The following is a 12,801-nucleotide window of genomic DNA, read 5'->3' as shown; positions in this document are numbered from 1 at the left end:
CCGGGACGCACCCTCCCAGAATACAAGCCCCCCATGCCTGGACGAGACATCCTTTCGGCCATCGGCGGGCATGCTCCTATTGGATGAGGGGGCGCAAACCAGGGCGTTGGGGTTACTCGAATTCATGAAGAGGCCCGCGTCCGGCAGCGTGCTACGACTCTTCCCCGCAATTGCAGAGCGGGAACCCGCGACCGTGAACATAGTCGGCCAAGCCACGCCAAACACATTCACCTTCGAAACCAGTGCTCTCATCAAAGCCACTGGCTTCCGGGAGTACGACGCGCGCTGGTGGTTCGGGCATCCAGGCTCGGAGAAAGAACCCGAACTCAACCTGATGGGCGTACAGGCGATCGGCATGGGGCTCGGCACATTGATCCGCCGAATGGGTGTCGGCCCGGACATCGTCACTGGCCACGACTTTCGTAGTTATTCCATGGCCATCAAGATGGCACTGGTCTCTGGCCTGATGGCGGCCGGCGCGCGCGTCAAGGACATCGGTTTGGCACTTTCTCCTACAGCCTACTTCGCCCAGTTCGCACTCGACGTTCCGTCGGTGGCCATGGTGACGGCCTCCCACAACGAGAACGGCTGGACCGGAGTGAAGATGGGGGCGCAAAGGCCTCTGACATTCGGCCCGGAGGAGATGACAGCTTTGAAAGCGCTCGTGCTGGACGGCGATTTCGATCTCGTCGGTGGGGGAAGCTATGAACTCGTGCCGGGATTTCGCGAGAGATACATCGAGGACCTGACAGCCGGAAAGAACGTCGGCCGAAAGCTGAGGGTGGTGGCTGCATGCGGCAACGGCACCGCGGGCGCTTTTGCGCCGCAGGTGCTGGAACGCATCGGCTGCGAAGTGATCCCGCTGGACGTAGAGCTCGACCACACCTTTCCCCACTACAACCCCAATCCCGAAGACATGCAGATGCTGCACGCGATCCGGGACAAGGTTCTGGAGACGGGCGCCGATCTCGGACTCGGCTTCGACGGCGACGGCGACCGCTGCGGCGTGGTCGACAACGAGGGTAACGAGATTTTCGCAGACAAGGTCGGCGTCATGCTGGCGCGAGACATTTCCGGGCTGCATCCGAATTCCGTCTTCGTGGTGGACGTCAAGTCGACGGGACTTTTCATGACGGATCCCGTTCTGGCGCAAAACGGAGCAAGGACGGATTACTGGAAGACCGGGCATTCCTACATCAAGAGGCGCGTCGCCGAACTCAATGCCATAGCTGGCTTCGAGAAGTCGGGTCATTTCTTCTTCAACCCGCCGATCGGACGCGGCTACGACGACGGGCTGCTCACAGCGATCGCCGTCTGCGAGATGCTCGACCGCAACCCGGGCAAGACACTCGCGGACCTTTACCGCGATCTGCCGCTGACCTTCGGCACCCCAACGATGTCACCCCACTGCCCCGACGAGGTGAAATACGGGGTGGTCGCGAAAGTTGTCGGGGAATTCACAAAAATGAAGGGGGATGGGATCGAATTCGCCGGCCAGCCTCTGGCCAATCTCGTCACAGTGAATGGAGTGCGTGTCGTTGCCCAGGACGGCACGTGGGGTCTGGTCAGGGCCTCGTCAAACAAACCGGAAATTGTCGTCGTGGTGGAGAGCCCTGTCTCGTCGGAGCGACGTCGCGAGATGTTCGAGGCTCTCGATGCCGTGCTGCGCCACAATCCAGAGGTCGGAGTCTACAATCAGACATTCTGAGAGGAACTGGACCATGCCGGGCCGGATCGTAAGTTTTGTCATGAGCGGGGGCGTCGGCTCACGGCTATGGCCGCTCTCGCGCGAAGACAATCCCAAGCAGTTCCATGACCTTTCGGGCGACGGCTCCATGCTCGCCAAGACGGTCCGCCGCCTCAAGGCGCGGCCGGGAGATGAAACGCCGATCTACCTGATCGCTTCCGAACGACACGCCGACCGCGTTATCTCGGACATCGGTCCGCTCGGCCTGCACGGCGGCAAGCCGATTTTCGAGCCTGTCGGCCGCAATACCGCCGCAGCGGTCGCCATAGCCACCTTGCAGACGATCTCCGAGCATGGCGGCGACGCGCTTGTGCTGGTGGTTCCCTCCGACCATGAGATATCGACCGAAACGCAATTCTGGGAAACCGTCGAGGCGGGCAGGCCTGCCGCCGATTCAGGAAGCATTGTTGTGTTCGGCATCAAGCCGACACATCCCGAAACCGGGTACGGTTACATCGAGGTTTCGGCGAATGGTGGTGGAGTTGCCGCCGTTTCGCGTTTTGTCGAAAAACCCAATGCCGAGACAGCCGCCCAATATGTGTCTTCGGGAAGATTCTACTGGAATGCCGGCATCTTCCTGTTTCGCGCCGATACGATGCGGCAAGCATTCCTCGACCTCCGACCCGACATCTGGGAAAGCGCGGAACGCGCCTACAGGACCGCACGGACCGATGTCTCGGGCATCTACCTGCCCCAGGGCTTCTACTCGGCTGTCCCTTCGACATCGATCGACTACGCAGTCATGGAGCGTGCACAAGGCATCGCGATGGTCACGGCCTCCTTCCGCTGGAACGACCTCGGATCGTGGCAATCACTACTCGAAGCCAGCCCGACGGACCGCGACGGCAATGTCGTCATGGGCGACGTCGTCGCCATGGATTGCGGCAGCTCCTACCTCAGAAGCCAGGGCAGGCTACTGACCGTTATCGGAATGAAGGATGTGGCGGTGGTGGCGACACCCGACGCGGTATTCGTCGCTCCCGTCAGCCACAGCCAGAACGTGAAGAAAGTCGTCGAACAGTTGGAGAAGAGCGGACGCCTCGAGACGAAGTTCACGGCGTCGGAAGACCGGGTCATTATCAGCGGGTCATGGCGCAAGCGCGTCGACCACTGGCTCTTCGAGGAGACCCTGCCGCTGTGGTCCACCGCAGGTGTCGACGATGTGCACGGTGGCTTCCACGAGGCTCTCGGTTTCGATGCAAGGCCGTTGGGCAAACCCAAGCGCATGCGCACGATGGCTCGCCAGATCTACGCTTTCGCGGTGGCCAAGGAACGCGGCTGGGACGGACCTGCCGACAGGCTGATCGACCACGGCATCGACTTCATCGCCAAATACGGCCGGACCGACCGCGGCGGCTGGGTGCGGACGCTGAATGCAGACGGCAGCGTGGCCGACCGGGCCGAGGACGCCTACGACCATTCCTGCGTGCTACTGGCGCTTGCCCATGCTCACCGTTGCGGTCATCAGGACGCCCTGCGGCTCGCAGAAGAGACATTCCAATTCATCGACGCCCATCTTGAAGACGACAGCCTGAACGGTTTCCTCGAGACCCCGGGTTGGAAGGGGGTGCGGTTCTCGAACCCGCACATGCATATGCTGGAATCCTTCCTTGCCTGGCATGGCGTCACCGGCGACCGCGCATATCTGCGTCGAGCGGCACGTGTCATCGATCTCTTCCGGTGCCATTTCTTCGACCAGGAAAGCTGGACGCTTGGGGAACATTTCGATGTCGATTGGCTGCCATTGCCGGGTGACAAGGGACAGTGGACCGAACCAGGGCACCATTTCGAATGGGCCTCGCTCCTCGTCGATTTCGCGCGAGCGAGCGGGCAGAAGGACTTGGCAGCCTACGCAAGGAAGCTCTATTCGTCGGCGGTCGCCAGCGGATTGAACCGGGCCACAGGTCTGGCCTATGCAGCGGTATCGCGGCAGGGATTGCCCCTCGACCGGCTCTCCCGCAGTTGGCCACAATGCGAGGCCATCAAGGCGGCAGTCGCCCTGGACGGCATTGGCGGCCCGGATCTGAAACCCGAGATCGAAGCTCGTGTCGCCCGCCTCTTCCGATGGCACATCGATCCGGCACCGCTCGGCTTGTGGGTCGACAGGATTGACGAGCGCGGAAGGTCACTGGCGACGGAGGTCCCCGCGAGCATCTTCTATCATCTGGTGACGGCGTTGATGCAGTATCTGGACAAGACTGGAGGACAGGTCGCACCTTTCCCTCTGCCTGCTTTGGAAAAGGGCGAGACGCTTCCGAAGCAGATTTACGGCTGACTGGAACTGGGCTGCTTTCTTCGACGGCGGAACCCTGCGCCGGCTGTGACCGCAGTGATGCTCCAAGGGGTAGGGAAGTAGTAGCTACGGCGAATTCGGTATCCCCTGCCCCTGTGTCGCGGCTGCAAACCGGGATAGTATACTCATGAGAAATGCCAAAAAGAGAGCATCGAACGCCCCCCAATCCTGGAACTCTGGTCAGCTCGTCGAGGCGTCGCAATTTTGAGCCTGTGAACCTTCTTGTCCGAACGGTTGAGACGCAACTATGGCAAAAAAAAAATCGCGTGCCAGACCCAGCGGTGATCTCCTGAAACTGCTTGCTACCAGGCCGAGAGCGGTTGCGCTTGCTGCGCTGCACGTGAGTGAATCCGTGCTGCTGGAACTCGAAGCATCCCATCTGTTGTCGGCAGCAGAGATCAGAGGATTGCTCAAGGACGCGTCAACGACGCTACGCAACGCCGCAGATCAAGTGGACAACCGCAGCTGTGCCGTTGCCAGCGAAATAGTCGAGTCCATGCGGGAAAATTTCAAGAGAAATAAAGCCTGACCAGTGCCCGGAGCGATTTCAAATCGTGCCTTCGGCAAGCAAGCGGAACTGTCCATTGCAACGAAAAGTGGCGGTAACGACACCTTGCACTCGAAAGTTACCATTGACCGGATACTCATCGCATCAAATCTGATGTACATTCCATCGGAGGGGAAAGGAAATTTGGGCGGGGTGGTAAATGACGTATGCTTCACATCCTCCTTTGCGCGGAAGTGAAAATCGTCCAACGTACGTCGGTCTCAACGACGACGATATGGCACTTATCAAGGCACTGGGGTTCACGCCGAAGCGCTATTCGGCGGAGACGGTCATCGTCAGTCAGGGCGAGGACAGCGATCGCGTATTCATAGTCGAGTCGGGCTGGGGTTGCATTTCTCATGAGCTCGCGGGCGGGCAGCGGCAGATTCTGGACTTTGCGCTGAGAGGCGATATCGTCCTGCCTCAGTCATACCCAGGCAGCGCTCTTGAAACGTTTGTGGCTCAAACCGACCTTTTGGTTTTGGTGGCTTCGACCAAGACATTTACCCTTGCTGCGATGAAGTCGCCCCACCTCTTTTCCCTTATTCTCGAAACGCTCGTGCACCACGGGGCAGTTGTCGCTCAACATCTCACCAATGTGGGACGACGCAGCGCCTTGGCGCGGACGGCGCATCTGTTCCTCGAACTGAGGGCGCGTCTGGAACGGATCGGCTCTGTCACCCGCAACAGCTATGAATGCCCCCTCACCCAGTACGATCTCGCCGACGCTCTCGGCCTCACGCCTATTCATGTCAATCGAATGCTGCGGGAACTGCGCGAGCGCAAATTGCTCGAATTCCGCCAAGGCCATGTTCGCGTGCTCGATCAACCGGGCCTGACGAAGTTTGCTGGATTCGAGCACGATTATATCGAAAGTTGAGGCATACCGGCCCCGCTCGATCTACCCCGGGCTTCCATCCCTGATGCAGCATTCGAAACGGGGACAGTCGGTTCCGTGTCCCGCAAAAAGCGATTTTTGCGCCTTCCACAGCCGGCTCTAGAATTTCGATTGCAAATCACGCATGATGCTTGCGGCATTCGCCGGGACGGCTTCGCGCCCCCTCGAATGCCGGGAGGACGGGACATGCCCATCGTGGTTGTACTCGTTTTGATCGTCGTGGGCTCAGTGGTGTTCCACTTCCTGAGCCCATGGTGGTGGACCCCGATTGCCTCCAATTGGGACTATATCGACAACACCATCATCATCACCTTCTGGATCACCGGCATCGTCTTTTCCGCCGTCGTGCTGTTCATGGCCTATTGCGTCTTCCGCTTCCGCCACCGGGAAGGCAGCCGGGCTGCCTATGAACCGGAGAACAAGCGCCTCGAATGGTGGCTGACGATCGTCACCGGAGCCGGCGTCACCGCCATGCTGGTCCCCGGCCTGTTCGTCTGGAGCCAGTTCGTCAACGTTCCCAGCGACGCAACCGTGGTCGAAGTTGTCGGCCAGCAATGGCAGTGGAGTTTCCGCTTGCCCGGCAAGGACGGCAAACTCGGCACGTCCGACACGCGCGACGTCACCGCCGAAAATCCGCTGGGCGTGATCGCCAAGGATCCCAACGGCCAGGACGATGTCGTGGTCGAAGCGGCCGACCTGCATCTGCCGGTCGGCAAGCCGGTCAAGATGCTGCTGCGCTCGATCGATGTGCTGCATGATTTCTATGTGCCGGAATTCCGCGCCAAGATGGACATGATCCCGGGCTCGGTCACCTATTTCTGGTTCACTCCGACCAAGACCGGAACCTTCCAGGTGCTGTGCGCCGAGCTTTGCGGCCAGGGTCATCCGATGATGCATGGCGTCGTCATGGTCGACACAGAGCAGGACTATATGGCCTGGCTTGGCCAGCAACAGACGTTCGCGCAATTGTCGGCACCCGAGCAGACTGGCTCGACGCAACAGTCGGGCAACGCGACGGTGTCAGCTCTTAAAGTTGCGGCAAAACTCGAAACTGTCGGGTCCCGCTAAAAAGGGCACGGAGGTGCTCCTATGGTCGATGTCACGCCTGCAGATGCCGTACCGCCCGCCGAAGTCGCGGAGATGGAACTCTACCATCCGCACAGTTGGTGGACGAAGTATGTCTTCTCGCAGGACGCCAAGGTCATCGCCATCCAGTATTCGGCAACCGCTACGGCCATCGGCCTGGTCGCGCTGGTGCTGTCCTGGCTGATGCGGCTGCAGCTCGGCTTCCCCGGCACCTTCAACTTCATCACCCCGGAGGCCTACTACCAGTTCATCACCATGCACGGCATGATCATGGTGATCTACCTGCTCACGGCGCTCTTCCTCGGCGGCTTCGGCAACTACCTGATCCCGCTGATGGTCGGTGCCCGCGACATGGTCTTTCCCTATGTCAACATGCTGAGCTACTGGATCTATTTGCTCGCCGTGCTGGTTCTGGTGTCGAGCTTCTTTGCGCCCGGCGGACCGACGGGGGCCGGCTGGACGCTCTACCCGCCGCAAGCCATCATGACCGGCACACCGGGTGGCCAGGAGTGGGGCATCATCCTGATGCTCGTCTCGCTGATCCTGTTCATCATCGGCTTCACCATGGGCGGCCTGAACTATGTCGTGACGGTGCTGCAGGGCCGCACGCGCGGCATGACACTGATGCGCCTGCCGCTGACCGTCTGGGGCATCTTCACCGCCACCGTCATGGCGCTGCTCGCCTTCCCGGCGCTGTTCGTCGCCTGCGTGATGATGCTGCTCGACCGCGTGCTCGGCACCTCCTTCTTCATGCCGGCGGTGGTCGAGATGGGTGAACAGCTGCAGCACAATGGCGGCAGCCCGATCCTGTTCCAGCATCTGTTCTGGTTCTTCGGCCACCCAGAGGTCTACATCGTCGCGCTTCCGGCCTTCGGCATCGTTTCCGACCTGATCAGCACGCATGCACGCAAGAACATCTTTGGCTACCGGATGATGGTCTGGGCCATCGTCGGCATCGGCGCACTGAGCTTCGTGGTCTGGGCGCACCACATGTATGTCAGCGGCATGCACCCCTATTTCGGCTTCTTCTTCGCCACCACGACGTTGATCATCGCCATCCCGACCGCCATCAAGGTCTACAATTGGGTGCTGACGCTGTGGCGCGGCGACATCCATCTCACCATACCGATGCTTTTTGCCATGGCCTTCATCGTCACCTTCGTCAATGGCGGGTTGACCGGGTTGTTTCTCGGCAATGTCGTGGTCGACGTTCCGCTGTCGGACACGATGTTCGTCGTCGCCCATTTCCACATGGTCATGGGCGTCGCCCCGATCACCGTGATTTTCGGGGCGATCTATCACTGGTACCCGAAGGTCACCGGCCGGATGCTGAACGAAACGCTGGGCCGGTTCCATTTCTGGGTCACGTTCCTTGGCGCCTATCTGATCTTCTTTCCCATGCACTATCTCGGCCTGATGGGCGTGCCGCGGCGCTACAACGAACTGACCGACATGGCGATCATGACGGAGTCGGCCCACCATCTGAACTCCTTCATCAGCATCATGGCGTTCATCGTCGGCTTTGCTCAGATCGTCTTCCTGTTCAATCTGATCTGGAGCATCCGCCATGGCCGGGATGCCGGCGGCAATCCATGGCGGGCGACCACGCTCGAATGGCAGACGCCACAGACACCGCCGGCACATGGCAATTTCGGCAAGGACCTGCCGATCGTCTATCGCTGGGCCTATGACTACAGCGTGCCGGGCGCCAAGGAGGACTTCATCCCGCAGAACATGCCAGGCGGCCCCTCGAGGGAGCCGGCATGAGCGTCATCCTGGTCTTCCTCCTGGTGATTTTCGGCATTGCCGGCTGGTGGCTCTCCCACCAGCGGCTGATGGCAAAGCCATGGCTTGAGCAAGGCATGGCCGGCGACTATATCGCCCTCGACCGCTCGGCGCTGCCGACCGCCAAGATCGGCCTCGGCGTCTTCCTTGCCGTCGTCGGCTGCCTGTTTGCGCTGTTCACCAGCGCCTACTTCATGCGCATGGCACTGTCGGATTGGCAGCCAATGCCATTGCCGCGCATCCTCTGGCTCAACAGCGGTGTGCTGGTCTTGAGCAGCATCGCGCTGCAATGCGCTGCGGTCGCGGCGCGCAAGGGCCAACTGGACACGGTCCGGCTCGGCCTTGCCACGGCAGGGCTGACCGCGCTGGCCTTCCTGATCGGACAGCTTATGGCTTGGCGGGAACTGACCGCCGACGGCTATTGGCTGGCCTCCAATCCTGCCAACAGTTTCTTCTACCTGATCACCGGCATGCATGGCCTGCACATCGTTGGCGGGTTGGTGGGCCTGAGCCGAACAACCGCCAGTGCCTGGAACGGAGCGCGGCCGCAGCGGCTGCGTCTCAGCGTCGAACTCTGCGCCATGTATTGGCATTTCCTGCTGTTCGTCTGGTTCGCCATCTTCATTCTTCTCGCCGGCTGGGCCGCGACTTTCATCGACATTTGCCGACAGTTACTGACCTAGGAGGTCTGGGAGCATGGCAGAGACGACACTGACGCATATCGGCCAGACCGAGCCGCGGCCGGCGGGCTGGCAAGGCATCGCCGCCGACTGGTCTTCGGACCAGCGGGCGTTCAAGAATGTCTCCTGGGGGAAGGCCATGATGTGGATCTTCCTGCTCAGCGACACCTTCATCTTCGGCTGCTTCCTGATTTCCTACATGACCGCGCGCATCTCCACGCGTGTGCCGTGGCCAAATCCGAGCGAGGTCTTCGCGCTGCGCATCGGCGGCCAGGAAATCCCCCTGATCCTCATCGCCATCATGACCTTCGTGCTGATCTCAAGCAGCGGAACGATGGCCATGGCGGTCAATTTCGGCTATCGCCGCGACCGCCGCAAGACGGCGATCCTCATGCTTTTGACCGCGGCACTCGGCGCGACCTTTGTCGGCATGCAAGCCTTCGAATGGACCAAGCTGATTACCGAAGGGGTGCGGCCCTGGGGCAATCCATGGGGTGCTGCACAGTTCGGTTCGTGCTTTTTCATGATCACCGGCTTCCACGGCACCCATGTGACGATCGGGGTGATCTTCCTCATCATCGTGGCGCGCAAGGTCTGGCGCGGAGACTACGACACCGAGAGGCCCGGCTTCTTCACCAGCCGCAAGGGCCGCTACGAGAATGTCGAGATCATGGGGCTCTACTGGCACTTCGTCGACCTGGTCTGGGTGTTCATTTTCGCATTTTTCTATCTTTGGTGAGAGGACGATATGGCTGAAGCAACCGCAAACGGCCTGGGGCAACACGCTCTTCACGGCGCACATGACGCGGCAGCGACCGGCGGCGCCCATGCAGAGGTTCATCAGGAACACCCGATCAAGCTCTACATGGTGGTCTGGGCGTGGCTGTTCATCCTCAGCACCTGCTCCTATCTGGTCGATTATTTCGGCCTCCACGGCTATCTCAGATGGTCGCTGATCCTGATCTTCATGATCCTCAAGGCCGGGCTGATCGTCGCCGTTTTCATGCACATGGCCTGGGAGCGGCTGGCGCTGATGTACGCGATCATCCTGCCGCCGGTTTTCGTACTGGTGTTCGTGGCGCTGATGCTGTTCGAAGCGGATCACACGCTTCTCACCCGTGTGACGTTTTTCGGCGCCGGACCCTGACGCGCAACCTGGATTTGAGGCTTGGTCGACAGAGGCTGCCTGCAATTAGGGTCGGGCCGCTGCTGCCTTGAAACGAGCGGCGGCTGATCCATCTTGCTATTATCGGAAACGATCGGAGGAGAATGATTGCCCTCGTTTCTAATGCGCCGCGAACTCCAGCAGGGAGGCCGAAAATGACGATCGCAAACAGACTGAAGGACTACATTGACGGGAGAGGAATCTCCTACGACACCGTCGCCCATCATCGCACATCGACGAGCAGGCAGTCCGCCATCGCCGCGCATGTGCCCGGCAGCATGATGGCCAAATCCGTGGTCGTTCACCACGAGCTCGGTTATGCGCTGGCCGTGGTCCCAAGCACGCACAGAATCGAGCTCGGCACACTGCAGGACGTCATGGACAGGCGTCTTGGACTCGCCTCCGAAGACGAGGTGGTCTCACTCTTCGGCGATTGCGACACCGGCGCCATTCCGCCGATCGGCGCGGCCTATGATGTCCCGGTGATCCTCGACGACAGCCTCGGCGGGGCCACCGACATCTATTTCGAGGGCGGCGACCACAGGACGCTGGTACATGTCAGCGGCAAGGATTTCCGCAACCTGACCATGGACGCACGTCACGCCCGCTTCAGTCACGCTGCCTACTGAAAAAAATCAACCGGCTGCACCGGCACTCGCGCCGATGCAGCCGGGCCGGATTTCGTCAGCTCGCCGGCCTGACCGACGCCGGCGCTTCCACGACTTTGCGGTAGACATGCCAGGTGGCATGACCAAGGATCGGCAGTACCACCGCCAGCCCCGCGAACACCGGCACCGAGCCGATGATCAGGCAGACGGCGACGATCAGTCCCCAGACAGCCATCGGGATCGGGTTGGCCAGAACGACGCGCACCGAGGTGTGGATGGCCTCGTAAGCGCCAACGTCGCGGTCGAGCAACAGCGGGAAAGCGACGACCGTGGTGCACAGCACAACGGCGGCGAAGACGAAGCCGATGGCGTGCCCCAGGATAATCAGCGTCCAGCCGCGCCCGGTGGCGAATATCTCGTTGATGAAACCGGATATCGATGTCGGCGGCGCCGGGCCGAAGAGATACTGATAGAACATCTGGGCCGTCAAAAGCCAGGCGATGAAGATCGCAAACAGCATGATCCCGACCGCCGCGATGGCCGGCAGCGCCGGAGAGTTCCTGACTTCGAAAGCGTGGCTCCAGGAGGTGTCGATCCCGGCTTCCCGTCGCCGGCTGATCTCATAGAGGCCGATCGCCGCAAACGGACCGATCAGTGCAAAACCGGAGACCAGCGGAAACAACAACGGCAACGCATTGGCGCCCGACGTCCAGGCAGCCAGCACAACGCCGACCAGCGGATAGATCAGGCCGAGAAAAACGATGTGCGATGGTTTGACCATGAAATCGTCGACGCCGCGTCTGAGCGCATCAAAAAGGTCGGAAACACCGATTTTTCGAATTTTGGTGTGTTCCAGCGTCTCGCTGGCGCCTGCTATCACGTGAAAACTTGTCATGCCGTTCCTCCAGATCAGGTCCGGTAAGGTCGCGGTTTCACGGTGCTGCCGTTTTGCATGACTGGCCACGCAAACCGCGGACCTGCACCGTGATCAACATACTCTTTTGCATGGGGTTTGTCGCCCTTTTGTCGGAAGGGCCGGCAGGGTCATGCACCGGTTGCAACTGGCATGAACGCGCGCATTGCAATGGTGTCGGCAAGCAGCATGGCAAAGGTCGCGAAGAGATAGAGAATCGAATAGGCAAACAGCGCCTTTGCCGGTTTCATGTCCTGGTCGGCAATGACCAGAACCTTCCAGCCATGCCAGATAAATCCCACGCCCAGTGCGGCTGAAACAATTCCGTAGAATCCGCTAGCGAATCCGAAGGCCCAGGGCAGCATGCCGATGGGCGCCAGAAGCAGTGCATAGGCGAAGATCTGCTTTCGCGTCGAAGCATGGCCGGCCACGTTCGGCATCATAGGGATGCCGGCCGCGGCATAGTCGCCGGTCTTGAACAGCGCCAGGGCCCAGAAATGCGGCGGCGTCCAGAGGAAAATGATCAGAAACAGAATGATGCTTTCAATGCCGACGGCGCCGGTGGCCGCCGCCCAGCCGATGACAGGAGGCAGCGCGCCTGCGGCGCCGCCGATGACGATGTTTTGCGGCGTCGAGCGTTTCAGCCACATCGTATAGATGACAACGTAGAAGAAGATGGTGAAGGCCAGCAGCGACGCCGCCAGCCAACCCACCAGGAGGCCGAGCGTCACCACCGAAAACGCGGAAAGCACCAGGCCGAAGCCGAGCGCCTCGCCCGGCTCGACACGGCCTGACGGAATCGGCCGTTTTGAGGTGCGCGACATCAGCGCGTCGATATCGGCATCGTACCACATGTTGAGCGCCCCGGCCGCGCCCGCTCCAACCGCAATAGCGCCGATAGCGATCACGGCGATGACCGGGTTCATCCCGCCGGGCGCCACCATCAGACCGACGAAAGCGGTAAAGATCGCCAGCGCCATGACCCGTGGCTTCAAAAGCGCAAAGAAATCACCAGCCGTCGCTTCCGAGAGGCGGATGCCGGTATCCTTGAGGCTTTCCTTGACCGACATTTGAGACGA

12 protein-coding genes are annotated in these 12,801 nt (G+C 60.6%); 10 read left to right on the top strand and 2 right to left on the bottom strand.

Annotation, left to right across the window (positions count from 1 at the left end; translation table 11 throughout):
* Nucleotides 1-124: 124 nt before the first annotated feature.
* From AC1DX6_RS13290 to AC1DX6_RS13245, 10 genes are all read left to right on the top strand, one after another.
* Entirely contained in the window at nt 125-1,708 is a 1,584-nt protein-coding gene (locus tag AC1DX6_RS13290) for a phosphomannomutase/phosphoglucomutase (RefSeq protein WP_477313986.1), read from the top strand.
* A gap of 13 nt (nt 1,709-1,721) precedes the next feature.
* Nucleotides 1,722-4,022: an AGE family epimerase/isomerase gene (locus tag AC1DX6_RS13285; protein WP_477313985.1), complete on the top strand. Its 2,301-nt coding sequence runs from the start codon at nt 1,722-1,724 to the stop codon at nt 4,020-4,022.
* Between the two features lie 265 nt (nt 4,023-4,287).
* Nucleotides 4,288-4,569, top strand: a complete 282-nt coding sequence (locus AC1DX6_RS13280; protein ID WP_477313983.1) for a hypothetical protein — start codon at nt 4,288-4,290, stop codon at nt 4,567-4,569.
* 253 nt (nt 4,570-4,822) lie between these two features.
* Nucleotides 4,823-5,467 carry a Crp/Fnr family transcriptional regulator gene (locus AC1DX6_RS13275; protein WP_477313981.1) on the top strand — a complete coding sequence of 215 codons (645 nt, stop codon included), beginning with the start codon at nt 4,823-4,825 and terminating at the stop codon, nt 5,465-5,467.
* Between the two features lie 204 nt (nt 5,468-5,671).
* Entirely contained in the window at nt 5,672-6,553 is an 882-nt protein-coding gene (locus AC1DX6_RS13270) for a cytochrome c oxidase subunit II (protein WP_477313979.1), read from the top strand.
* 21 nt (nt 6,554-6,574) lie between these two features.
* Nucleotides 6,575-8,338, top strand: a complete 1,764-nt coding sequence (gene ctaD, locus AC1DX6_RS13265) for a cytochrome c oxidase subunit I (protein WP_477313977.1) — start codon at nt 6,575-6,577, stop codon at nt 8,336-8,338.
* Complete coding sequence (locus tag AC1DX6_RS13260; protein WP_477313975.1) at nt 8,335-9,039, top strand: cytochrome c oxidase subunit 3; 705 nt, start codon at nt 8,335-8,337, stop codon at nt 9,037-9,039. Before ctaD ends, AC1DX6_RS13260 begins: the two co-directional genes overlap by 4 nt.
* A 13-nt stretch (nt 9,040-9,052) precedes the next feature.
* Nucleotides 9,053-9,775 (top strand): heme-copper oxidase subunit III family protein, encoded by a 723-nt coding sequence (locus tag AC1DX6_RS13255; RefSeq protein WP_477313973.1) that lies wholly within the window; start codon nt 9,053-9,055, stop codon nt 9,773-9,775.
* A 9-nt stretch (nt 9,776-9,784) separates the two neighbouring features.
* Nucleotides 9,785-10,183 carry a cytochrome C oxidase subunit IV family protein gene (locus tag AC1DX6_RS13250; protein ID WP_477313971.1) on the top strand — a complete coding sequence of 133 codons (399 nt, stop codon included), beginning with the start codon at nt 9,785-9,787 and terminating at the stop codon, nt 10,181-10,183.
* A 173-nt stretch (nt 10,184-10,356) separates the two neighbouring features.
* The gene (locus AC1DX6_RS13245) at nt 10,357-10,830 is read left to right on the top strand and encodes an aminoacyl-tRNA deacylase (protein ID WP_477313969.1); all 474 of its coding nucleotides are present in this window, start codon (nt 10,357-10,359) and stop codon (nt 10,828-10,830) included.
* A gap of 55 nt (nt 10,831-10,885) precedes the next feature.
* Here AC1DX6_RS13245 and AC1DX6_RS13240 read toward each other — a convergent pair whose 3' ends face one another.
* Nucleotides 10,886-11,704 (bottom strand): DUF2189 domain-containing protein, encoded by an 819-nt coding sequence (locus tag AC1DX6_RS13240; RefSeq protein ID WP_477313967.1) that lies wholly within the window; start codon nt 11,702-11,704, stop codon nt 10,886-10,888.
* Between the two features lie 149 nt (nt 11,705-11,853).
* The gene (locus AC1DX6_RS13235; protein ID WP_477313965.1) at nt 11,854-12,792 is read right to left on the bottom strand and encodes a heme o synthase; all 939 of its coding nucleotides are present in this window, start codon (nt 12,790-12,792) and stop codon (nt 11,854-11,856) included.
* Between the last annotated feature and the right edge of the window lie 9 nt (nt 12,793-12,801).

The sequence above is a fragment of the Mesorhizobium sp. P2_C4 genome (genome assembly GCF_056404575.1).
Note: the sequence above shows the minus strand (reverse complement) of the source record. Positions and strands in the feature narration are given on the sequence as shown.